We start from the raw sequence: 21,235 nt of genomic DNA on the forward strand, positions 1-21,235 counted from the left end.
TCTTGCCTTTCGAAGTGGACACTTGTTCGGCAGGCGATATGAGGCAACGCTGGAATACACCCATGCAAACATCCCACCGGGAAGGAGGCTGGTTTCATGCACTATGTCTTGCTGGCAACCCATGGGCCTGAAATCTGCCCCACGTCAAATGCTAAGACCCGTGAAATGATGCAAAGCCGCGCGGCGGAAATCCCAGCATTAGCAAAGAGGCTAGGGGTCAATTTAGTCGCGGGTCCATTTGTAAGCCACGAACATCTTAGCGTGGTCGTCGTGGAATCAGCGAAGGCCGAATCTGTTAATCAGTTCGTCTTGGAAAGCGGGTTGGCGCAATGGAATAGCGTCAGAATTGTACCCTCGATGACGATGGAAGAGGGCATGAAGGATATGAACGCGTTAAAGCCGATTTTCTAGACCCCACAATTTTCCTGATGGGAGGGTACGCAGTCGTGCCCTCCCTCTCTGGCTAGTAGTTACTACGTTGCCGGCCCGGCCTTCGATGGGTCAGATGCGGCGGGTGCCGTTCGCTTGCGCACCTTTTGCTGGCCCTTGGCCACCGCCGAAGAGAAGATCTACTCGGATTTGGCCGCGAGGCGGGCGTCTATTTTCCGAGAGTGAAACTGAGCCGCGTCCAATGGCATCCAACGACAGTTGCGGTCTCAATAGCGCATAGTCCGGTGAGTCTGGATCTTCGGCTGCTCTTAATGCCGTTTCAATTGCTCGATGAGTCGGTTAGCGGCCTCATAGGTCAGCCAGACTCCCGTTTGCCTGTGAACGAGGGTCCGATAGTATCCGACGATGGACATGTATTGGGTGTCTGCGGTGTATGGGTGAAGGTTCGCGACATTGAGTGAGATGACAATCACAGCCGCTTGCGCATTCGCTGCTGAATGCCACGCTGACAGAAGAACGCTGGAGACGATGAACACGGTAAGAAATAGCCGCATCGGGACGCCTCCCATTGCCAGAACCGTCTATCTAACATTCTAGACCTCAGGACAGCGAACGCTTATGGCCTACTCCCTTTCAACACCGCGTGCCTCAGCCGTCCTTGGGCCGGCGCTTAGAGTGTGCGCCATGTGTCGTCCGCGGGTTTTTACGCGGGCCGCCGGCTCATTAGCGAAGCGAAGGCGAGTTGTGCGATTGCGCGGGTGACGTGTCCTGAGCATATGCCGTGCGCCGCGCATCACGGTCCTTCTTGGTGAGCGTCAAAGCACATGGCGGCGATCGTTCCGACCTTTCGCCGCATATTCGACGCAACGAGACATGAAGCCTCAGAGCCTTCGACGGCAAACGCCGGCCCGGACTCCGGGCCGGCGCTATCTGCAATTCAAACAAGAAAACGCAGTGGTGCCGGACCGAACGGTCAGGAAGGCTTCTGCGTCCCCAGCCCCGCCCCAAACGACCGGCGAAGTTCCCTGTTGGTCGGCTTTCTGACATTCGGCATGGACAAGTCCCAGGGCAATGGCCCCGGCTGCACCCGTCCGCGTGTCGCCCAAACGGACTCCATCTTGGTTGGCTTTGCACTACGGGCACTACCAGTTTGGCGCTGGTCTCGGCGGCGCATCGCATGACTCCTCTCGTTTATGAACCGCTAACGATGCATCAACCCTGCGGTTCGTCTTGGTTGGCGGTTGTCGAGCGTCAGAGCCCCGCTTCCCGGGAGCGTGTGGTGTAGGTCCGGACATGATCAAGAAGCCCCCGTTCGTCCCGCTGACTAAAGCGCAATTCAGCGCGAGGGGGTCGGCACGTCACCACCCCGGGGGCGATCCGCCAACCACGGTAGATCATCGCGTTGATGCCCGCGAGGACGGCCTCTGTTCCATAGAGCACGAGGCGATGTGACCGTGACCGTGGGACACCGGGTGTAGTCCAATTGCCGTCAAGGTATCCCCGGAGGAAGGGGGCGATGAATTCCACCGGCAGATCGTTTAAGACCGTGGGATCGTCGCCATGGACCTCCGAGGAAATGCCCCAGCGCAGGAGGACCTCACAGAGGTATCGGTCCCGAACATAGAATTGCCACCCAACCAGGTTGCTGCGGCACAGTTCGTGTCGAACCTGCGGCGTTGCGAGGTCCGACATGAAGGTTTGCATGTATTCTCGAACCCGATGACCGAGCGTTACGATGAGCGCGGAGGACGCGCCAATCCCACAGATCCGCCCCGCAGCGCTGAGGAATCCCACCCAATACAGCTGAATATCGGTGGGGGGCAACCCCGGCGCTACGCTGACGTGGTTGAGCAGGTGGGCGGGGTCTGACAACCGCGCATCGGCAACGGGAGCGAGCATCTGCTCCACCATTTTCAGCGGGGCGCCGCAAATCTCCGCGATTTCCGCCGGAGTCTTGCCTTTGCGGGCTGCGGAGCGAATCTGGACGGTGCGCTGTTGGACTTCGAGCAGGACGGGGGTCAGCCGCCTGTGGGGACCCATGGAGTCCCCCCTACGCCCTTAGGGGGTTCAACTGGCTACGGTCCGGTTGATGATTGACGGGGAGCACGGTCGCTTCGGCGATCGTTTCAACCGACATGCGGAAGTACGGTCGGAAGGAAGCATTACTGCTCTGCGCCATGATGCCGCTCCGGTGGTGGATGACGTGGACTAGAGCCACGTCTCCTTCTCCGCCAGGGACGGCTGTGTTGCTGGAAGAGCCGCCTACGTAAGAGAGGGGAAGGTTTTCAACAATACTACGGTTTATCTCGCCGTCTGTCAAATACTGAGGCGGTTCGTTCATGAAAGACATTGATCTTCGGGTGTGACTCCGGCTACGCTATGATGCGAAGCACCTCGTCGCGAGTCGGCCCGGACGGCACGGCGACCGGATGGGCAGCGACCACGTCCATGATCCGGTCGGATACGCCGGCGCGGGCCAGGACGTGCTGTGGCAAGGCAAGCAAGGAAAAGATTTCAGCGCCGGCGCGGAAGAGTTCAGCGTCGTGCATCATCGCGAACGGCAGCAGATCAGCGGGATCGTTCGTCGGCGGGGCAGTCCGACCTTCGATCACCATTCTGATTTGCGCAGTTCGCTTTCGATCGAATTCCACCGTGTTGCGGTACCAGGGCGTCACCCGCGCTTCGGTCATATCGTCGTGTGCCAGGGCGAGTGCGAGCGGATCGCTCAGATGTTCTTGGACCACCTCAACCGTGCCGGCCGCGTGCATCAAGCCCATGCTGATCCCTCGGCCACCGACAGGATTGGTGCATGCCCAAGAGTCGCCCACGCTTACGATACCGGTCGCCACCGGCCGGCCATCAACGATAAATCGCCGGTACCGGTCCGCGACTCCGCCCATTGGAAGTACGCTGCTAATCGGCTCCCCGTCCAGCCAGTGGGCGTGCAGCGGGCAGGCGGCGACGAGTGCCGTCCAGCGGTCCGCATCGCGCAGCGTTTTCATGACGGGGTCGCCGGAGAAGACAAAGACTGTCGTCGACCATGTGTGCGAATCGCCGGGTAGCGTGAGCAACGAAAACGAATGAAAATGGGTCAGCAGTCCCGACCGGCACTGCGGCAACGCTCCGGTCTCCGAACGAAAAAAGCGAGTGTAGTAGAGGAATCCAGATTCTTCCGCTTCGTCAATCGGGCGCCGGCCGCCGATGGCTTCAACCCAATCGGGGAGCTTCGAACGCCGCCCCATCGCGTCAATGACCAGATCGGCAGCAATCGTTTCTCCGTTTGTGGTCCGAACCCCGGTGATGTGGGGAACACCGTTCGCCGCTGAAGGCCCCCTCAGCAACTCCGCCACGGTGACGCCGCGCCTGATTGATATCACTCGTTCTGCGGCACGCGCAACGGCGAACTCAATCGTGACCCGACGGCCGGTAACCGTCACGAAACGCTCGTCGCCATCCCGCCGGGCGCGATCGGGTATCGACGGCGGCAGAAGCGCGCTCACATCGAACATGATACAGCCGGCGTCCAACAGTTCTTGCTTGACATCAGGCAAATGGCGATCGAGAAGGTGGCGTCCGGCGGCCTGGAGGAAATGCGGTTGCCGGAACTGGGCAACCCCTCGGCGCTCCCAGCTTTGCCACGCTTCGTTCGGTGAGTTCGGAAGCGGATCATCGTCGCGTTCCAAAACGATGACATCGTGGCCCTGTTCGGCGAGCATCATTGCGGTCGAAAGACCGATGACGCCGCCACCGAGGACAAGTATCCGCGCCATCCCGCCACCACCCTTTAACAGACGAGTGTGGGATTCTCCATGAACCGTGGCGCGCAAGTTTCGCGGAACACTTCGACGAGTCCTGGCATGAGGAAAAGGGAAAGAAGTTGTGGGGCATGAAAGGGGGTCACGTCTCGGGAGCCCGGGCATGACGTGCATCGGGACGAACTCGTCGTGATAAGAGGAACCATAGCGCGGCTCTCCACTCGATTCGCAGGGGGGATTGAATAGTGGAGAAACTCCGGACACCGCTCCAGATCACAGCCATCTACGTCTTGCTGATCGGCCTCTCCACGCTGTCACCCGGACTCGTCCGGGCCATTTTCGGTTACGATGTTAAAGACGCGGGAGTGCTCCTCGTCCAGTCGGCCTCATTCCTCGGCTTTGGGATCGTGCTGTGGGGTATCGCCGGTAATCCGGAAAAGTACGCAGGCTTGGCAACGCCCATTGTCATCGCGCTCGCCCTCTTCATCGTCTTTCTGCTGTGGGGCTGGATCGGAGGGCTGTTCACCGTCAGAAACGTTGTCGTGCCCGTGATCATTAACATTATCTTGGCGGCCTGGATCTGGTCCGCGAGGCGAACCTGATCCGACCTCCAGCGAGGTCGCCGGCTGTCCGCTGCTGCACGTATTGCGCGGGCGGGTCCCGAGGCCGCGCGAGAATAGTGGGTGGGCCGGATAATTCCGGCCCACCGTCGTTTCGGTCTGAATGCAAGGGCTTGTCGGCTCTAGAAGGTGACCACGCTCGACTCAGAAGCCATCGTCGCAAACTTGATGGGATCTATGAACGACGCGTTCAGTGTCTTGAGATCGTCTTCTGTCACCCCACGGGCGACTGAGCACGCGCCTCAGACGTATACCGGGACTTTTCCTTTTACCACCTTGTCAATCAGTTCGGGGAGCGCCGGGAATCCTACGCCGTGTATCGTCTTGGCGACCGCGGCTTTTGCGACATACACCGCTTCCCCGAGGAGCGCGATCGTGACTTCTTTTCCGCCGCCCATGGCACCGATCGCGACGATGAACGCCAGGGTGCACTTGGTCGGGTCGTCGGTCGCGTGCGTTGTAACGGATAGGATCTTGGCCATCACGACCTCCCCATCCTTAAATTTCTAGGCCTTTTGAATGATCACCCGAAAGACAGCCTGATCCACGTCTTTGAGTTCGCAAGGGTACCCCAGCTCCTGCATCAACGCTGGAATGGTTTGCTTGGCAGGATAGTAGTCTGTGACCACCTCAAGAATCTCCCCCGCCGCCATCTCATTGAGGGTCATACGGGTATCGTAGGTCGGACCGGGACAGACGGAGCCTCGAAGATCGAGGCGTCGAGTAGGCCTCTCAGTGCTCATCGCATCCCCCCCGCGCCGGGAGTCGTTGTCCGCGGACTTCGTGGCCGACATTCCTTCCCGTTGTTCCTGAACCCTTCCTGTCCATGCGCTCGCGATACGGGTGTGGTGGGCGAAATGGTCTGAGCCGCTGCCGGCTGCGACGAGCGGATACCGTGAATCGACGGCAACGCCTCGAGTCGTCACGTCATAGTTTCGAGGCTGCCGTGAGGAACAAAAAGATGCACAAGCCGGCCGCGACACCCAGATCAATCCCGAACCCCAGCGCGTCGCCCCCGTTGAAGGCCAGCACAGCCGACAAGGCCGCGATAGCAAGCAGGACACCGCTCACGATTTTTGCCTGCTCCACCTTGCCTTGCCTTAGCCCCTGAAACCCCGCGGCGTAGAGGACGACCGCGAGCCCGACATTGAACAAAAACCCCACGAAGCCGTATGGGTTGCCCTTTGAGACTTGAGAGAGTTCAACGAGGGCGGCAAAGCCGAACATGATCAGCGGTCCCACGAGGTAATTCGCGACCTTGGTAAGAGCCGCCGACCGGTTCTGCGCATCCGCTGGTGTCGGGCTCGCCGTCGCCGGGCGCGTGAGGGGCTGAGCGGCGACGGACTCGTTCGGCGCTGGGGGCGTGGCGCCCACGTCCGCGACAGGTGCGCCGCAGGCAGGGCAAAACTTGGCACCGGCCGGCATTCGCTTCCCGCATTGAGCACAGAACACGCGGTACCCCCCCTGATGGAGCGCATGTTCGTCTTAGGAAAGGAATCCAAGGGCGACCGACGAGCCATTGCACGCGCGACACGCGAATCCTCCAGGCGAGCCCCGGCCGGGGGAAGCGAAGAGCTGCAACCTGCGATTACGGCGACCGCACCTGATTGCGCTTGTCGGCAGGGAGGGTTCCCCGGAAGGGCATGACAAGCAGGGTTACCCGGTTCGCTTCTTGCCGGAGGCCGGTGTCCGCGGACTGGATGACGCTCGCGGTACCGATGAATTTTACGAGGTCGTGGAACTCGATCTGTTGGGTCCTGCCGAGTTCAATAACGGTGTCCGGCGTCACGTAGAATTCCTGCGTGCCCGCCTTCCCGGCGATCGTGACCGCCCCGGTGTCCGAGTCCACGGACACCAGTATCCCCTCCGCCTCGACGGTCTGGCCTCTGGGAAACGCCGCGGGTTCCTTGACCGGGGCCAACCAGGCGGCGGCCAGGATGATCACGACGATCACGACGCCGCCTGCTATTGAACTCGCGCGAACCATTCGCGGCTCTCTTTGTGGCAGCGAGTCTCGCTAGAACCCGAGGCTGCGCTTGGCATGACGGAACAAGATGAGATGCGCGGTGAGGGCCAGGCCTCCTCCGATGATCACGAGGAGTGTTCGAGTCATGCTGGCAGAGCGCCGCGGCCTGTTCACCGTACCGGTCACGCGACGTAGCGCTCGATCGAAAGGACCCAGCTCTTGCGACGCAATTCCTGCGGCAGCAGCGAATGCGCCACAGCCAGTTCGCCCACGTGCGCCTGCAGGACGGCGGCGGTTTCCCTCTTGTCCTCCGCGTCCATGTAAGCGGCATTCAGTCGTCGGATCCGGCTGCGGATCTGTGTGACGCTCGGGATCATGTTGTGAATCGCCGACTTCGGCATCGAAGGCCCTCCGTAACGCGTTCGTCGTGGTTGTGCCTTAATACGTAGACCACGGCCGTGCCGAGTGAAAGAGTGGGGACACCGAACGCCGGGTGTCAGCCCCTTTGAACTCCGGCGCGAGGTGCCATCTCTTTGCGGTGAAACTGCCCGCAAACTTTGGTTGTAGTACCGAACCCTCAGGAGTTCGTGCGGCCCAATTTATCGGAGGTTGGCGTCGCGCCAGGCCGGGCGATGCCGGAAGAATCCCGTTTCCCCGACCCGATACACGTGCTCGTCCTGGTAGGCCGGCAGGTGCTCGGCTTCCGGCGCCGAGATGCGCAAGGTGATCGCCTTCTCTGTGATGCGGGCGACCATCGACGCCCGCGCCATTCGGTTCGCGGTCCACAGGTGGTGGCGGAAGCCCACGCCGTCGAAGATGTCGAGCGCAGGATCACCGAGTACGTGGGTGACACGTCCCACCGGCGTTCCATCCGCCGCCAGCACGGCAACCCCCGGCTGGATGAGCCGCCACGACACCTCCTCGCCACCGTCGTCGCGCGGCCGGGCGTCTTCGCGTGGATCGTCCATGCGTGGCTCCTTATGACGCTTCCGCAGCGGCGCCGGTCACGTAGTGACAAGCGACGCTGTGGCCGTCTTCGATGTCGCGGGCCGGCGGATCGATGTCCCGGCACGGGCCGAACGCATGCGGGCAGCGCTCCCGAAAGGGGCAGCCCTTGGCGGGAAGCGAGGTGGCGAGATCGGCGTCGCGCTCGCGGCCCTGCGACAGCCATCCCGGCTCCAGCCGGGATCTCGACTCCAGGAGCGCTTGCGTATAGGGGTGCCGGGCCTGCTCGAGCGGCACACCGGGCGGCAGCACCTCGACGATCCGCCCGCCGAACATCACCGCGATCTTCGGCGCAATATACCGTACGACGTAGAGGTCGTGGCTGATGAAGATCATGCTCAGCGCGAGCTGCGCGCGCAGATCCGCGAGCAGGTTGAGGATCTGGGCCTGGATCGACACGTCCAGCGCGCTGACCGGTTCGTCCGCAATCAATACCTGGGGTTCGGCCGCCAGCGCGCGCGCGATGCAGATCCGCTGGCGCTGGCCGCCTGAGAAATCGGACGGATACCGATCCGCGGCGCGGGCCGGCATGCCCACCTGATCCAGTAGCGTGGCCACCCGCCGCACGACCCCTTCGCGTGAAACCAGACGGTGAACCAGCAGCACCTCGCTCAGCGCCGACCCGACCGTGAGCCGAGGGTTGAGGGACGAGTATGGATCCTGAAAGACGACCTGAATGCGCCGTCGCGACCGGCGAAGAGGAGTCGCGCGCAACCGCGTGAGGTCGACTCCCTCGAGCAACACCCGGCCGGCATCCGGCCGCTCCAGCAGCGCGACGCAGCGGGCGAACGTCGATTTCCCGGACCCGCTCTCGCCGACGATCCCGATCGACTCGCCTCGGTCCAGGGAGAGCGATGCGTCCGTGAGGGCTGGACGCACCGCGTCGCGTCCATCGCGGTTGTCGCGGCCGCCCGGGGCGGCCCAGCCGCGCCGGTGCGCGTAGGTTTTCGTCAGGCCCTCGGCGGCGAGCAGCATCTAGGAGCCCGGACTCCTTGCCGCCGCGAGACCGTCGTGGAGTTTGTCGACGTCGTCGGTCCGGATGCAGCGCGACGCGTGCCCGGCCGATGTCTCCGTCAGCGCGATCGGTGCGGCGCGACAGGCGTCGATCGCGAGCGCGCAGCGCGGGGCAAAGGCACAGCCTCTCGGCAGATGATTGGGGTCGGGCGGAGCTCCGGGAATCGCCCGCAACCGCTCGCCGGCCACCGCCTCGGGCAGGCTGTTCATCAGGCCGACGGTATAGGGATGCCCCGGCCGCCGGAGGACGGTACGCGTGGAGCCGACTTCGACGAGTTCGCCGGCGTACATTACCCCGATCCGGTCGCACAGGCCCGCGACGACGCGGAAGTCGTGGGAGACCAACAGGAGGCTCATCCCCTGCTCGCGGCGGAGGCCGTCGAGCAGGCGCAGGATCTCGGCCTGCACCACCACGTCGAGCGCGGTCGTAGGCTCGTCGGCGAGCAGCAGGGTGGGGCGCGCCGCGAGGGCCATGGCGATGTGGATGCGCTGGCGCATGCCGCCGCTGAACTCGTGAGGATAGGCGGCCGCGCGTCGGGCCGCGTCGCGGATTCCGACCCGCTCCATCATCTCGAGCGCGCGGGTGCGGGCCGCGCGCGTCCCCGCGCCTTCGTGCGATGAGATCACTTGGGCGATCGCATCTCCGACGCGCAACACCGGGTTGAGCGCGGTCATCGGGTCCTGGAAGATCATCGCGATCGTCGACCCGCGCAGCGCCTGCATCGTCGCGTCGTCGAGGTCGAGGAGCGGGCGGCCCCCGTAGACGACCCGGCCGCCCGCCGCCGCACCGCGCGGCAGCAACCTTAGGATCGCGCGACAGGTGAGACTCTTGCCCGATCCACTCTCCCCGACCAGGCCGAACGCCTCGCCGGGCCCGATTTCGAACGACACGCCCCGCACGACCGGGCGGCCCCCATCCCCAAAGGCGACCGTGAGATCCTCGACGCGAAGCGCGTCTTTAGGCACGGACGCGGCGTACGATGTCGGAGACGCTGTCGCCGACGAGGCTGACGAAAAAGCTCGTGACGATGATCGCCACGCCGGGGAAGATGACGACCCACGGCGCGGTGATGATGAAGTTCCGTCCCTCGGCGATCATCACGCCCCACTCGGGCGTCGGCGGCTGCACGCCCAGGCCGAAGAACCCGAGCGACGCGCCCGCGAGGATGTCGAGCACGAAGTCGCTCATCCCAAAGACGAGCGCCGGGACGATGACGTTGGGCAGCAGGTGGCGGAACATGATGCGCAGGTCGCTGTAGCCGAGGCTTTTCGCGGCGAGGATGTAGCCGCGTCCTCGAGTGCCGAGCGATTCCCCGCGCACGATGCGCGCGTAGGCGACCCAGCTGACCAGCGAGATCGCGATGTAGAAATTGCGCAGCCCGGGGCCCAGCATGGCCACGATCGCGAGGACGAGCACGAGGAACGGGAAGGCGGTGACGACATCGATCACCCGTCCGAGGACCGCGTCGGGCCAGCCCGCATAGTAGCCGGCGAACAACCCGATCACGACGCCCATGATGAGCGGAATGATCACGCCGATCGTCCCGATCTGCAGGTCGATCCGCCCGGCGTAGAGCACCCGCGTTAGGATGTCGCGGCCGAGCTGGTCCGTGCCGAACCAGTGCGCCGTGTTCGGGGGCGTGAGGGCCGCCGAGAGTCCGAGCGCCGTCGGATCGTACGGGGCGATGAGCGGCGCAAGCCACGCCAGCGCGCCGATCGCGGAGATCCCGACCAGCCCGATGCGGAGCGACCAGCTGCCCGGCGCGCGCCACCGGCGCCGCGGGGGAGCGGCCGGCGCGGCCGCGGAGACGGCGTTCATCGCTGGAACGACACCCGCGGGTCGAGGGCGGCGTACGCGAGGTCGGTCAGCAGGTTTACGAGGACGACCAGGAACGCGAGCACCAGCGTCACAAACTGGACGATCGAGTAGTCTCGGGTCAAGATCGACGTGATCAGGAGCGATCCCACGCCCGGAATGCCGAAGACCTGCTCGATGATGATCGTGCCGCCGATCAGCCAGCCGATGTTCAGGCCCAGCACGGAGATGAACGGCGTCAGCGCGTTGCGCAACAGGTAGCTGACCAGGAGCGTGACCGGACGCAGGCCCATCGCGAGTCCGGTCGTCACGTAGTCGGAATCCATCACTCCGATCAGGCTGCTCCTGAGCGCCCGGACGAGGATGGGCGAGATGTGCAGCGCGATCGTCAGCGCGGGCAGCGTCAGGTGCCACAGCGTGTCGAACCCGCCCGCCCCGGCCCCGCCGAGGGCGAACAGCCGCACCTTCACGCTGAGGAGCAGCGCCAGCACGATGCCGAGCCAGAACGACGGGATTCCAATCGTCGCCGTGAACGCGAGCCGGATGACGTGATCGACCGGGGTCTCCCGCCGCACGGCCGCGAGCGTGGCGAACGGGACGGCGATGATCAACCCGAGCAGGGCGGCGTAGCCGATCAGCGTCAGCGTGATCGGGATCCGTTCAAACGTCAGCGTGGAGGCGTTCTGGCCGTAGAAAAACGACAGGCCAAAGTCCCCGTGCCACGCGTTGCCGAGGAAATGCAGGTACTGACGCCAGAACGGGAGGTTGAGCCCGAGCTGGTTCTCGACGCGCGCGACCAGCTCCGGGGTCGCGCGCTCCCCCAGGATCGCCACCGCGGGGTTGCCGGGGATCAGGCGGATCAGCATGAACGCGACGATGCTGACGCCGAACAGCACGGGCAGGATCAGCAGCAGCCGACCCGCGATGTAGCGAATCATCCTGCGATCGCGGTCCCCGGGCCCCCGGCCCGCGGCTACACGTCGGCCTCCCGGCCGGGCGCGGCGCGGCTCACCGCTTGCTCACGTTCTCGAACGAGTACTTGCCCTGGGAATTGGGCTGGAACCCGATCACACTCGGCGAGCTGGCGTAGAGGCGCGGTACGTCCACAACGTAAATCTGCGGCGCGTCGCGGCTCTCGATCCGCTGCAGCTGAGTGTAGAGCGCCTGTCGCTTCTTGGGGTCCAGTTCCCGGCGGGCCATGGCGACGAGCCGCTGCGCCTCCGGGTTGTTGTAGAACGTGTGCGCGGCGTGCTGCGACTTGAAGTCCATGGCGACGCCCATCAGCTCGTCGGGATCCGGCGTGTCGTTCGTCCAGGCCGCGTTGTAGATGGTATAGTGTTCGGCGTTCCGCATTTGGATCAGCGTCGTCGTCTCGAGCCGGTCGATCTTCAAGGTGACGCCGATCTGCTTGAGGCCGCTGGCCCAGATGGTGGCGGCGTCGAGGTACGTCTGGTTGCCCGCGGGCAGCTGAACCGTGATGGTGGCGCCGTTGGGCACGGACGACTTGGCGAGAAATGCCTTCGCCTTGGCCAGGTCGAACGTCATCGGGCCGGCGTTCGGATCGTAGTACAGCGTCGTCTCGGGCAGCAGCGACCTGGCCACGGTGGCCAGGCCGAAGAACACGTTCTTCGCGACGGCCGCACGGTCGATCGCGTGCCCGAGCGCGGCGCGGAAGTTGACTTCGTCGAACGGCTTGATGGTTTCATTCAGCGTGTACCGCAGCACCGCCGTCCCGTTCACGGCGTAGACTTTGAGACCCGCGCCGCGGACCTGCTGCACTTGGTTAGGCGGCACGAAGTCGATGAGATCGACCTGGCCCGACTGCAGCTGCAAGACCCGCGTGTTGTCGTCGCCGACGACCCGCATGATGATCCGGTCGACCTTGGGCTTCCCGGACTGCCAGTAGTTCTGGTTCCTCACGAGCGTGAGCTGCGACCCTTTCTGCCAGCTGTCGAGCATGTACGCGCCGGTTCCGATCGGGTGCTGGCCCATATCGGGGCCGTACTTGTCGAACTGCGCCTTGGGGTAGATGTTCGCGGCGAACGTCGAGAGCGCCGCGAGGAGCGGCGCGAACGGCTCCGACATGTGCACGGCGACCGTCTTGTCGTCGACTTTGCTCACGGATTTCACGGGAGAGAAGAGGAAGCCCCAGTCTCCCTTCTGGTCGATCGCCCGCGTCAGGGAAAGCACGACGTCGTCCGCCGTCAGCGGCGATCCGTCCGAAAACTTCACGCCCGGCCGCAGCGTGAACGTGGCGGTCAGCCCGTCCGGCGACATCTTCCAGGACGTCGCCAATTCGGGCTCGACGTCCTTGTTCGAAGGGGCCAGCTTCACGAGGCGGTCGTAGACCGCCATCTGAGTGAAGATCGAGGGGTCATCCCCCGTGTGGTACGGGTCCCACGTCAGCATGTCCGCGTTCCGCGCCATCGTGAGCGTGACGGCGCCGGCGCCGGCGGACGGACGCGGCGCGATCACGGCTATCGGAACTGCCAGTGCCATCACGGCGAAGCAGCTGACCGCGCGGGACACCGTTTCGCGAATCCGCATCTTGCCGGGCCCCCTCTCGTGGGCGGCCGCGGGGCGCGGCCGCCGGCCTCTAACGGTTCCCCCCTACTTAGGGTGCTCTACGGCAAGTCCTGCTGCGATCGGCGGCCGAAGCGCGAGTCCTTCGAGGTCGATCTCGGGCGTGCGCTCGAGGACGAGGTCCGCCACGACGCGTCCCGAGCCGCACGCCATCGTCCACCCCATGTGTCCGTGCCCGGTGTTGAAGAACAGGTTGTCGTGGCGGCCCGCACCCAGGATCGGCGGGCCGGCCGGCGTCATCGGGCGAAGGCACGCTTTGTACTCGCCGCGGCTGAAGTCTACCGCGTCGGGGAAGAGGTCCCCCGCGAGCTGACGGATGTCCGCGAAGTTCTGCGGGGTCCAGTTCCAGTCGTACCCCGTGAACTCGGCCGTCGAGGTGAGGCGCAGCCGGTCGCCCATGCGCGACCACGCGACCAGCCACCGCTCGTCGACGCACGGGACCGTCGGCGCCGTCGCCCCGGGCCGCAGCGGAAACGTCGACGAGTATCCCTTGGCCGGATACACCGGGATGCTCACTCCAATCGTGCGCGCGACGATCGGGCTCTGCACGCCGAGCGCGAGCACGTAGCGGTCCGCGGTCAATTCGCCGCGGTCGGTCACGGCCGCGGTCACGCGGCCGCCCTCCGCGCGGAGCGCGCGTATCCGGACGCCGGTCCGCACGGCGGCGCCGTACTTCTCGCGGCAGATCCGGGCCAGTTCTTCCGTAAACAGCCGCGAGTCCCCGCTGAAGTCGCCGAGGTCGAGCACGCCGCCCGCGATCTTGTGTTTGACCGGCTCGAAGACCGGATCGAGCTTCGCGACGCCGTCCGGATCGAGGATCTCCTGGCGCTGTCCGTGCTCGGCGAGCAGCCGCATCTTCTTCACGCCGAGCTCCAGCTCCGCCGGATCGCGGTAGAGATACAGCGCGCCGCGCGTGCTCGCGTGGTAGGCGATGTTCTCGCCGCGCACGAGATCCGCCATCACCGCGAGGCTGTACTGGGAGAGGCGCAGCTTGACGAGGGTGTTCCGGCGCGCGCGGTCGGCCGTGCACTCGCGGAGAAACCGCAGTCCCCACGCGTAAAGGCGCGGGTCCGGCCGCAGCCGCAGCCGGATCGCGGTCTGCCGGCCGAGGAGCGACCTGAACAGCATCAGCGGCGCCCGCGGCGAGGCCCACGCGAACGCGTGTCCCGCGGCGAGTATGCCGGCATTGCTGCCGCTGGCTTCGCGGCCGACTCCGTCCGCCTGCTCGAGCAGCGTTACCTCGCAGCCGTCGCGCGCCAGGTAGTAGGCGGTCGTGACGCCGATGACGCCGCCGCCGAGGACGAGCACCTTCATGGGCCCTCCGATCTTCGCGCCCGCCACGCTATCGGATCGTCCACATCTCCTTGGGCGCGCGCGGGGTCAGGAGTTCGCATCCACCGGGCGTGATGACGACGTCTTCCTCGTGGACGATCATTTTCCCGGGCGCGTATTCCATCCCCGGCTCGATCGTCAGGACCATGCCGGGGTGCAGCACCGTCCGGTCGCCCGGCATGTTGGAGGGCGGCTCGGTCAACTGGAGGCCGAGGCCGTGCCCCAGCCGGCCGACGTTGTTTCCGATCGATCCGCCCGCGGACAGCACGGCGGCCATGCTGCGCCACACGTCCTCCGCCGTCGCCCCGGGCCGCGCGGCCCGAATGCCGGCCTCGGTCGCGTCCCACACCGTTTCGTGCGCCTTCACGGCGCGCGCCGAAATCTTCCCGACGGCGTAGTTGCGATCGAAGTCGCAGAAGTACCCGTCGCACGTCGCGCCGATATCGATGAACAGCACGTCGCCGTTCCGCAGGCGCCGATCGGTCGGGGCGCCGATGATCTCCGGGACGCCGCCCGGGCCGGACACGCCCGCGATGTACGGGATCGCGTCCGCGCCGCGCCCGACGAGATCCGCGCGCAGGCGCCGGCAGGCGTCGCGCTCCGAGTCGCCCGCGCGGCCGGCGGCCGGCAGCGCCGCGTAGGCCTCGCCGGCCATCCCGCAGATGCGCCGGATCCGCTCGACCTCCGCCTCCGTCTTGACCATGCGGCTCTCCCAGAGGCACGGCGACCCGTCGGCGAGTTCCACCGGGACACGCTCGCGCAGATCCAGGAACTGCGTCACCGGCATCCGCAGGGACATCTCACGGCCGAGTTCGGCGCCGGCCCGGCCGAACCGCCGTGTGAGCCCGGCGAGCGCCGCGGCGAGGAGCGTCGTGCCGTCGTCGTCCGGACGGGGCGCGGGCCACGTACGAATGTCCCGCGCCCACGTGCGCGCCATTACGGACGCGCCGACCTCGGGAACGACGGCGATTAGGTCCTCCACGAGCGGGACCACGACGAACCATGGACGCGTGGGACTCTCCCAGAACCGCGTGTCGAAGCCCGTGAAGTACCGGATGTTGGCCGGCGCGGTGCACAACAGCGCGTCGAACCGGTGCCGGATCATGAGTGCCCGCGCCCGCTCGAGCCGCCGCTCGAACTCGGCCCGCTCGAACGGTTCCGCGCCTGCCGCGCCTCGGTCCACTGTGGCCTCCTTCGGCGACTTACCGGTCGACGATCTCCAGCTGCAGCGGCGTGATGCGGTACCCGTTGCAGGCGTTCTGGTCCTGCGGGCAGGCGGTCATCGCGACGAGGCAGTCCACGTCCGCTTCGAACTCGATGTAGTCGCCCGGCTTCGACAACGGCGCGCGCACCTCGATGCGCCCGTCCGCCGAGATTTCCGTGTTCATGAATACGTTGAAGGGATCCGGAATCAAGTATTCCGGGACGCCGTGCGGCTCGAGGACGTCCGAGAGAATGGCCAGACAGCTGGGGTGATCCGTGACGCCGAAGCGGATCGGATAGTCGTAGGGGCTGCAGGCGGATGACTGCAGGTCGTGGCGCCCGACGGTGTCGGCCACGATCGTGAGCAGCGGGCGGCACTTGGTGCTGTAGAGCCGGTGGCCGGTCGTGAGCAGCCACGTGTTGTTGAGCTTCCGGGTGTTGCCCTGGGACAGGCGCTCGGTCGGATCGTCTTTCGAGAAGACGACGAGGTCGCTGACCTGCCGGCCTTCGAGGTCGGTGATGCGGAACCGCCCGCCGCGCCGCACGAAGAACGCCGCGCCGCCGCGCGGCGGAACCACCTGCCGGCTCTCCGCGCGCCGCTCCGTCACGACACCCCGGCGGCGGCCTCCACGTCCGCGTACAGCACGGCGTCCGGGTGGCGGCGCAGCACCGACGCCGGGCACCCCGGCGAGATCGGGCCGCGCAGCATCTCTCTGACGGCCGCGCGTTTGGACGGCCCCGGCACGACGCAGGCGATCGCCGCGGCCCGCATGATCGCCGGCACGGTCAGGGTGAGCGCCTGCGCCGGGACCGCGTCCGGCGTTTCGAAGCAGCCGTCGGTCACCTGCTGCCGCCGCGACCGGTCGTTCAGCGCCACGACGCGCAGGAGACGGGGGTCGTCGAAGTCGGTGTCGCCGGGCTCGTTGAACGCGATGTGGCCGTTCTCGCCGACGCCGATGCAGGCGAGGTCGATCGGGCCGGCTCGCAGCAGACCGGTGTAGCGCGCGGCCTCCGCCGGCGGGTCGGGGGCGTTTCCGTCGATGAAATGCACGGCGCCGGGATGCACGCGGTCGAAGATCCGCTCGCGCAGAAACTGCCCGAACGCCTGCGGCGCCCGGGCCGGGAAGCCCAGGTATTCGTCGACGTGGAACGCCGTGACCCGACCCCAGTCGATGCCCGGCGTTTCGGAGAGCGCGCGCAGAAATTCGATCTGCGACGGGGCGGACGCGAAGAGGGCGCGCGCCCCGCCGCGTTCGTCGAGCGCGGCGCGCAGCCGGGCCGCGGCGCGGGCGGCGGCCGCCCGTCCCATCTCGCCGCGCGTCGCGTGCACTTCCACAGCCAGCCGGTCCACGCGCAGGGTGCGCACGGCGGTCACGGCGCGGTCGCGCCGCGGAGTCCTTCGAGAACATCCACGGCGGCGTTCAGGGTCGCATCGATGTCACGGACACAAGAGTCGCCTCCTCCGCCGCGTTGCGGCTTCGGCGATGTCGAACTCGTTCCTCCGCCGAACGGCGCGCCACAGGGTTTTGGCCGGTCGGTGGAACAAGAGGGAGGCATGAGCCCAGCTTGCGCCGGCCCCGTCCGCGGCCCGGACTGGCTGCCGATCGTCCTCGTCCCCGGCCTGCTCTGTACGCCGCGGCTGTACGCCGATCAGCTGACGGCGCTCTGGCGCTTCGGCCAGGTGACCGTCGCCGACCATGCGCGCGACGACAGTGTTGCCGGCATCGCGCGCCGGCTCCTCGCCGCCGCGCCCCCGCGGTTCGCGCTCGTGGGCCTGTCCATGGGCGGCTACACGGCGTTCGAGGTGATGCGGCAGGAGCCGGACCGCGTCGTGCGGCTGGCGCTCCTCGACACGGCGGCCCGCGCGGACACGCCGGAGCAGAGCGAACGCCGCCGCGGCCTGATGGCGCTGGCCCGGGACGGGCGCTTCGCCGAAGTGCTGGAGCCGCTGTTCCTCTCGTGGGTCCACCGGGATCACCGCGCCGACGACGGCCTCCGCCGGATCGTGCGCCGGATGGCGGAGGACACCGGTCCCGACGCTTTCATCCGGCAGCAGACGGCGATCATGTCGCGTCCCGACTCACGCCCCGGCCTCGGCGCGATTCGCTGTCCGACCCTGGTGCTCGTCGGCGACGGAGATGAGTCGACGCCGCCTGACCGCGCGGTCGAGATCGCCGAGGGGATACCGGGCTCCCGGCTCGTGACGATCCCGGAGGCCGGTCATTTGACTACGCTGGAGCAGCCCGGGCGCGTCAACCAGGCGCTGCTCGGCTGGCTGCAATCCTGACGGGAGGCCAAGACTCAATGACCGGGATCGAACGGATCAGCCTCGAGGGGGTGCTGCCGCCGCCCGTCAGCCACTACTGCGACGCCGTGCGCGCGGGCGACATCGTTTACATCTCCGGGATGGTGGCGATGGATCGGGACGCCCGCGTGGTCGGCGCGGGCGACGCGGCCCGGCAGACGGAACAGATCTTCGAGAACATCGCGAAGGTGCTGGCGCGCGTCGGGGCCGACGCGTCGCGGATCACGAGCGTGCTGATCCATCTCACCAACATGGCGGACCGGACCCGGATCAACCCGGTGCGGATCCGGTTCTTCGGCGAGCACCGGCCGGCCAGCACGCTGGTTCAGGTTGGGGCGCTGATTCATCCCGACCTGCTGGTCGAGGTCACCTGCACGGCCTACCTTGGTCCGTAGGCCGAGGGAACCCCGCGCGCGCCCCGGCGCGTACCAACTCCCCGGACGGCAGGACGATGCTGTTGATCGCCGTGGACGGCCGCCAGCGACACCTCAGCGTCGGGCTGACGCAGCCGCAACTCGCCGGCTACATGCGGTGGCTGGGAGCGTACCAGGCGATGGAGTTCGACAGCGGGGGGTCGGTGACGATGGCTCTGCGCCTGCCGTGGCGTTCCGCGCCGGCCGTCGTGAATTCGCCGTCGGACGGCCACGAGCGTCCGGTGGCAAACGCCCTGCTGATCTTCAGCATGCCGGCGGCGAACTCGCGCTAGGGCTACCTCGACCGCACCGTCCGCCGCCCCGCGCCGCCTCCCGCGCCGCGCGCGGGCAGGCGCCGTTTGGCAGCCTTCGGCGGGATCGAGCGCGCGTAGTCGAGCGACCGCCGGATCCAGGGCGCAAGGGATTTGGGCCGCGTCAACAGGGCGGGAGGGGCGGTCACGTACTCGCGCATCGCGCGGCCGGGCATGGGCTCGAAGTGCGACGCTCCGTCGAGTTTCAGAAACACGGCGCGATCCTCGTCCCCGAGACGCAGCACCAGCGACTCTTGGAACAGCGACATGAACAGGTTCCCCGCGACGAACGCCGCAGGATAGCCGAACATCTTCCGGCGCTCGACGTCCGGGTCGCCCGGCACCATCGTGTTGAACGTTCGCACCAACGCCTCCGGCGATTTCTTCCATTTCATCGCCACCGCCGCCACCTCCGTTCTGTCCGTGCCGCGCCTTCCACTATAATGAACCTATCTCAACGGACAGGGAGGTCGCCGGGATGCCCGCGGTTCGACGCGCCGATGTGGTGTGGCAGGGGGATCTGTTCTCCGGATCCGGTGCAGTGTCCGCCGGATCGAGCGGAGTCTTCAAGGAGCTGCCGGTGAGCTGGGCCTCGCGGACCGAGGCGCCGGGCGGCCGCACCAGCCCCGAAGAGTTGCTCGCGGCGGCCCACGCCGGCTGCTTTGCGATGGCCCTGTCGTTTGGGCTGGCGAACGCGAAGACCCCGCCCACCCGGCTCGAAGTGAGCGCGTCGGTCACGTTCGACCGGGTCGGCGAGGGCTTCAAGGTCGTCTCGAGCGCGCTCACCGTGCGGGGACGAGTGTCCGGTCTGGATCAGGAGGGCTTTCGCAAGGCGGCGGAGGCGGCCAAGGACGGCTGCCCGATCTCGCAGGCGCTCAAGGGTAACGTGCAGTTGAGCGTCCAGGCCACGCTCGAGAAGTAGGAGCCGCCCTGGACCTGCCCGCGCGGGTCGGGATTGCGGGCTTCGGCGCGATCGGCCGCGCCGTCGCGGGGGGTCTCGACCGCGGCGTGCCGGGCGCGACCCTCGCCGCGGTCACGAGCCGCGATCTCGAGAAAACGCGCGACGCGGCGCAGGCGTTCTTGCGGCGCGTTCCGCCTGTGGTGCCGCTCGACGAGCTCGTCCGGCGTTCAGGCGTGATCGTGGAGGCGGCGCCGGCCGCGGCGTTCGACGAGATCGCCACCGCCGCGCTCGGCGCGGGGAAGGTCCTGCTCGTCGCGAGCGTCGGCGCCCTCGTGGCGGACCACGAACGTTACGCCGGCCTGGCGCGCCGCGGCGGCGGCACGCTCCACGTGGTGTCCGGCGCGATCGGCGGGCTCGACGCGATCTCGGCCGCGGCGGTGGGCTCCGTCGAGTCGGTCACGATGACGACCCGGAAGCCGCCCCGGGGCCTCGCCGGGGCGCCGTATCTCGAGGCGCACGGCATCGACGTCGCCGCGCTGACCGAGCCGCGGGTCGTCTTCGAGGGGAGCGCGCGCGAGGCGTGCCGTGGCTTTCCGGCCAACGTCAACGTGTCCGCCGCGGTGAGCCTGGCCGGCATCGGACCGGACAGGACGCGGGTGCGGATTATCGCGGATCCGTCGCTCGATCGCAACACGCACGACGTGGAGGTCGCGGGCGACTTCGGGCGCTTCACCGTCCATATCGAGAACCGCCCGAGCGCGAACCCGCGCACGGGCGTGCTGACCGCGATGTCGATCCTGGCGACGATCCGCAAGCTCACGTCTCCGTTCCGGGTCGGATCGTAACGCGGCGTGCACGTCGCGCCGGTGGCAGCAGGCCGTGACGCGGTGCTAAGGGGCGATGAGGATGCCGGTATTGGGAGACAGAGACCGCCAGGCACTGTCGGAGCTCTTCGCGAAGCAGCTGACGGGTTCGATCACGGTCGATCTATTTACGCAGCGTACCTCCCCGATTGTCCTGCCGTCCTCCGTACAGCCGTCTTACGACTGCCAGACTTGCCGTGAGACCGAGGAACTGATGCGCGAGGTGGCGGCCCTCTCGGACCGCGTCACCCTCCAAGTGCACGATTTCGTGGCCGAGGGGGAGACGGCGCGGCGCGCCGGCGTGGACCGGATTCCTGCGCTCGTGTTCCGCGGGAAGAACAAGGGGACGATGCGGTATTTCGGGGCGCCGGCCGGCTACGAGTTCGCCGTGCTGGTGGCGGGCCTGCTCGAGGCGGCCAGCGGCGCCACGTCGCTCGCGCAGGCGACCCGCGAACAGGCCGCCGCTCTATCGTCGCCGGTCCACATCAAGGTGCTCGTCACGCCGACCTGACCGCACTGTCCGGGTGCGGCCAGGCTGGCCCACGAGCTCGCGATCGAAAGCCCGCACGTGACCGCCGACGTGATCGAGGTTGCCGAATTTCCGGACGTGGCCCAGCGATACCAGGTGTACGGTGTTCCCAAGACGATCATCAACGAACAGGTGAACATCGAAGGCGCCGTGCCCGAGGCGCGGTTCCTGAGCCTCGTGCTCGATGCCGTCGGCCCGGGCACCCCGCCGGCCGCCCCGCGCCCGTAGC

General features: G+C 66.7%; 26 protein-coding genes and 1 pseudogene. 9 read left to right on the forward strand and 18 right to left on the reverse strand.

Annotated features, from left to right (window positions below; genetic code table 11):
- Positions 1–96 precede the first annotated feature (96 nt).
- Positions 97–411, forward strand: a complete 315-nt coding sequence (locus VFL28_05905) for a hypothetical protein (GenBank protein HET7264185.1) — start codon at positions 97–99, stop codon at positions 409–411.
- Positions 412–1,641: 1,230 nt separating this feature from the next.
- Here VFL28_05905 and VFL28_05910 read toward each other — a convergent pair.
- Positions 1,642–2,430, reverse strand: coding sequence for a hypothetical protein (locus tag VFL28_05910; protein ID HET7264186.1), 789 nt, complete (start codon positions 2,428–2,430; stop codon positions 1,642–1,644).
- 332 nt (positions 2,431–2,762) lie between these two features.
- Complete coding sequence (locus VFL28_05915) at positions 2,763–4,160, reverse strand: FAD-dependent oxidoreductase (protein ID HET7264187.1); 1,398 nt, start codon at positions 4,158–4,160, stop codon at positions 2,763–2,765.
- A 230-nt stretch (positions 4,161–4,390) separates the two neighbouring features.
- Between VFL28_05915 and VFL28_05920 the strand changes: the two genes are divergently transcribed.
- Positions 4,391–4,747: a hypothetical protein gene (locus VFL28_05920; protein HET7264188.1), complete on the forward strand. Its 357-nt coding sequence runs from the start codon at positions 4,391–4,393 to the stop codon at positions 4,745–4,747.
- A 260-nt stretch (positions 4,748–5,007) separates the two neighbouring features.
- Here the strand turns inward: VFL28_05920 and VFL28_05925 are convergent, their stop codons facing one another.
- From VFL28_05925 to VFL28_05995, 15 genes are all read right to left on the reverse strand, one after another.
- Positions 5,008–5,250 carry a hypothetical protein gene (locus tag VFL28_05925; protein ID HET7264189.1) on the reverse strand — a complete coding sequence of 81 codons (243 nt, stop codon included), beginning with the start codon at positions 5,248–5,250 and terminating at the stop codon, positions 5,008–5,010.
- A 21-nt stretch (positions 5,251–5,271) separates the two neighbouring features.
- The gene (locus VFL28_05930) at positions 5,272–5,559 is read right to left on the reverse strand and encodes a sulfurtransferase TusA family protein (GenBank protein ID HET7264190.1); all 288 of its coding nucleotides are present in this window, start codon (positions 5,557–5,559) and stop codon (positions 5,272–5,274) included.
- A 133-nt stretch (positions 5,560–5,692) separates the two neighbouring features.
- Complete coding sequence (locus tag VFL28_05935; GenBank protein HET7264191.1) at positions 5,693–6,007, reverse strand: hypothetical protein; 315 nt, start codon at positions 6,005–6,007, stop codon at positions 5,693–5,695.
- A gap of 346 nt (positions 6,008–6,353) precedes the next feature.
- Positions 6,354–6,752: a hypothetical protein gene (locus VFL28_05940; protein HET7264192.1), complete on the reverse strand. Its 399-nt coding sequence runs from the start codon at positions 6,750–6,752 to the stop codon at positions 6,354–6,356.
- A 161-nt stretch (positions 6,753–6,913) separates the two neighbouring features.
- Positions 6,914–7,132, reverse strand: a complete 219-nt coding sequence (locus VFL28_05945; protein ID HET7264193.1) for a hypothetical protein — start codon at positions 7,130–7,132, stop codon at positions 6,914–6,916.
- A gap of 198 nt (positions 7,133–7,330) precedes the next feature.
- Positions 7,331–7,699 (reverse strand): hypothetical protein, encoded by a 369-nt coding sequence (locus VFL28_05950; GenBank protein HET7264194.1) that lies wholly within the window; start codon positions 7,697–7,699, stop codon positions 7,331–7,333.
- A 10-nt stretch (positions 7,700–7,709) separates the two neighbouring features.
- Complete coding sequence (locus tag VFL28_05955) at positions 7,710–8,711, reverse strand: oligopeptide/dipeptide ABC transporter ATP-binding protein (GenBank protein HET7264195.1); 1,002 nt, start codon at positions 8,709–8,711, stop codon at positions 7,710–7,712.
- Positions 8,712–9,716, reverse strand: a complete 1,005-nt coding sequence (locus VFL28_05960; protein ID HET7264196.1) for an ABC transporter ATP-binding protein — start codon at positions 9,714–9,716, stop codon at positions 8,712–8,714.
- Positions 9,709–10,569 (reverse strand): ABC transporter permease, encoded by an 861-nt coding sequence (locus VFL28_05965; GenBank protein HET7264197.1) that lies wholly within the window; start codon positions 10,567–10,569, stop codon positions 9,709–9,711. Before VFL28_05965 ends, VFL28_05960 begins: the two co-directional genes overlap by 8 nt.
- Positions 10,566–11,504, reverse strand: a complete 939-nt coding sequence (locus VFL28_05970; protein HET7264198.1) for an ABC transporter permease — start codon at positions 11,502–11,504, stop codon at positions 10,566–10,568. Before VFL28_05970 ends, VFL28_05965 begins: the two co-directional genes overlap by 4 nt.
- Positions 11,505–11,574: 70 nt before the next feature.
- Entirely contained in the window at positions 11,575–13,113 is a 1,539-nt protein-coding gene (locus VFL28_05975; GenBank protein ID HET7264199.1) for an ABC transporter substrate-binding protein, read from the reverse strand.
- Positions 13,114–13,176: 63 nt separating this feature from the next.
- Entirely contained in the window at positions 13,177–14,463 is a 1,287-nt protein-coding gene (locus tag VFL28_05980) for a D-amino acid dehydrogenase (protein HET7264200.1), read from the reverse strand.
- A gap of 28 nt (positions 14,464–14,491) precedes the next feature.
- Positions 14,492–15,664: a Xaa-Pro peptidase family protein gene (locus VFL28_05985; GenBank protein HET7264201.1), complete on the reverse strand. Its 1,173-nt coding sequence runs from the start codon at positions 15,662–15,664 to the stop codon at positions 14,492–14,494.
- 19 nt (positions 15,665–15,683) lie between these two features.
- Positions 15,684–16,262, reverse strand: a complete 579-nt coding sequence (locus VFL28_05990) for an urea carboxylase-associated family protein (protein ID HET7264202.1) — start codon at positions 16,260–16,262, stop codon at positions 15,684–15,686.
- A 26-nt stretch (positions 16,263–16,288) separates the two neighbouring features.
- Positions 16,289–17,059 carry a glucosamine-6-phosphate deaminase gene (locus VFL28_05995; GenBank protein ID HET7264203.1) on the reverse strand — a complete coding sequence of 257 codons (771 nt, stop codon included), beginning with the start codon at positions 17,057–17,059 and terminating at the stop codon, positions 16,289–16,291.
- A gap of 180 nt (positions 17,060–17,239) precedes the next feature.
- On the opposite strand from VFL28_05995, the gene VFL28_06000 reads away from it, so the two are divergent.
- Genes VFL28_06000 through VFL28_06010 form a run of 3 tightly spaced genes read left to right on the forward strand, consistent with a single transcriptional unit; the run spans position 17,240 to position 18,695 of the window.
- Positions 17,240–17,971 carry an alpha/beta fold hydrolase gene (locus VFL28_06000; GenBank protein ID HET7264204.1) on the forward strand — a complete coding sequence of 244 codons (732 nt, stop codon included), beginning with the start codon at positions 17,240–17,242 and terminating at the stop codon, positions 17,969–17,971.
- A gap of 17 nt (positions 17,972–17,988) precedes the next feature.
- On the forward strand, positions 17,989–18,384 hold the full coding sequence (locus VFL28_06005) for a RidA family protein (GenBank protein ID HET7264205.1): 396 nt from the start codon (positions 17,989–17,991) through the stop codon (positions 18,382–18,384).
- The gene (locus VFL28_06010; GenBank protein ID HET7264206.1) at positions 18,360–18,695 is read left to right on the forward strand and encodes a phosphodiester glycosidase family protein; all 336 of its coding nucleotides are present in this window, start codon (positions 18,360–18,362) and stop codon (positions 18,693–18,695) included. The genes VFL28_06005 and VFL28_06010 overlap by 25 nt, the downstream gene beginning before the upstream one ends.
- Before the next feature lie 2 nt (positions 18,696–18,697).
- Here the strand turns inward: VFL28_06010 and VFL28_06015 are convergent, their stop codons facing one another.
- Positions 18,698–19,108 carry a TfoX/Sxy family protein gene (locus tag VFL28_06015; protein ID HET7264207.1) on the reverse strand — a complete coding sequence of 137 codons (411 nt, stop codon included), beginning with the start codon at positions 19,106–19,108 and terminating at the stop codon, positions 18,698–18,700.
- A gap of 83 nt (positions 19,109–19,191) precedes the next feature.
- Between VFL28_06015 and VFL28_06020 the strand changes: the two genes are divergently transcribed.
- From VFL28_06020 to VFL28_06035, 4 genes and pseudogenes are all read left to right on the forward strand, one after another.
- Positions 19,192–19,635: an OsmC family protein gene (locus VFL28_06020; protein ID HET7264208.1), complete on the forward strand. Its 444-nt coding sequence runs from the start codon at positions 19,192–19,194 to the stop codon at positions 19,633–19,635.
- Between the two features lie 14 nt (positions 19,636–19,649).
- Positions 19,650–20,459, forward strand: coding sequence for an aspartate dehydrogenase (locus VFL28_06025; protein HET7264209.1), 810 nt, complete (start codon positions 19,650–19,652; stop codon positions 20,457–20,459).
- Between the two features lie 70 nt (positions 20,460–20,529).
- Entirely contained in the window at positions 20,530–20,988 is a 459-nt protein-coding gene (locus VFL28_06030) for a hypothetical protein (GenBank protein ID HET7264210.1), read from the forward strand.
- Between the two features lie 12 nt (positions 20,989–21,000).
- Positions 21,001–21,234: pseudogene (locus tag VFL28_06035) on the forward strand (thioredoxin family protein).
- The last annotated feature ends 1 nt before the right edge of the window (position 21,235 follow it).

The organism is bacterium (assembly GCA_035691305.1).
Taxonomy (GTDB): Bacteria; Sysuimicrobiota; Sysuimicrobiia; order Sysuimicrobiales; family Segetimicrobiaceae; genus DASSJF01.

Excerpts from the sequence above, each read along its gene's own strand:
- VFL28_06015 (HET7264207.1), bottom strand. The coding sequence starts at position 19,108 with ATGAAATGGAAGAAATCGCCGGAGGCGTTGGTGCGAACGTTCAACACG.
- VFL28_05980 (HET7264200.1), bottom strand. The coding sequence starts at position 14,463 with ATGAAGGTGCTCGTCCTCGGCGGCGGCGTCATCGGCGTCACGACCGCC.
- VFL28_05915 (HET7264187.1), bottom strand. The coding sequence starts at position 4,160 with ATGGCGCGGATACTTGTCCTCGGTGGCGGCGTCATCGGTCTTTCGACC.
- VFL28_05945 (HET7264193.1), bottom strand. The coding sequence starts at position 7,132 with ATGCCGAAGTCGGCGATTCACAACATGATCCCGAGCGTCACACAGATC.
- VFL28_05955 (HET7264195.1), bottom strand. The coding sequence starts at position 8,711 with ATGCTGCTCGCCGCCGAGGGCCTGACGAAAACCTACGCGCACCGGCGC.
- VFL28_05910 (HET7264186.1), bottom strand. The coding sequence starts at position 2,430 with ATGGGTCCCCACAGGCGGCTGACCCCCGTCCTGCTCGAAGTCCAACAG.
- VFL28_05950 (HET7264194.1), bottom strand. The coding sequence starts at position 7,699 with ATGGACGATCCACGCGAAGACGCCCGGCCGCGCGACGACGGTGGCGAG.
- VFL28_06000 (HET7264204.1), top strand. The coding sequence starts at position 17,240 with ATGAGCCCAGCTTGCGCCGGCCCCGTCCGCGGCCCGGACTGGCTGCCG.
- VFL28_05905 (HET7264185.1), top strand. The coding sequence starts at position 97 with ATGCACTATGTCTTGCTGGCAACCCATGGGCCTGAAATCTGCCCCACG.
- VFL28_06005 (HET7264205.1), top strand. The coding sequence starts at position 17,989 with ATGACCGGGATCGAACGGATCAGCCTCGAGGGGGTGCTGCCGCCGCCC.
- VFL28_05930 (HET7264190.1), bottom strand. The coding sequence starts at position 5,559 with ATGTCGGCCACGAAGTCCGCGGACAACGACTCCCGGCGCGGGGGGGAT.
- VFL28_05965 (HET7264197.1), bottom strand. The coding sequence starts at position 10,569 with ATGAACGCCGTCTCCGCGGCCGCGCCGGCCGCTCCCCCGCGGCGCCGG.
- VFL28_05970 (HET7264198.1), bottom strand. The coding sequence starts at position 11,504 with ATGATTCGCTACATCGCGGGTCGGCTGCTGCTGATCCTGCCCGTGCTG.
- VFL28_06020 (HET7264208.1), top strand. The coding sequence starts at position 19,192 with ATGCCCGCGGTTCGACGCGCCGATGTGGTGTGGCAGGGGGATCTGTTC.
- VFL28_05975 (HET7264199.1), bottom strand. The coding sequence starts at position 13,113 with ATGCGGATTCGCGAAACGGTGTCCCGCGCGGTCAGCTGCTTCGCCGTG.
- VFL28_05940 (HET7264192.1), bottom strand. The coding sequence starts at position 6,752 with ATGGTTCGCGCGAGTTCAATAGCAGGCGGCGTCGTGATCGTCGTGATC.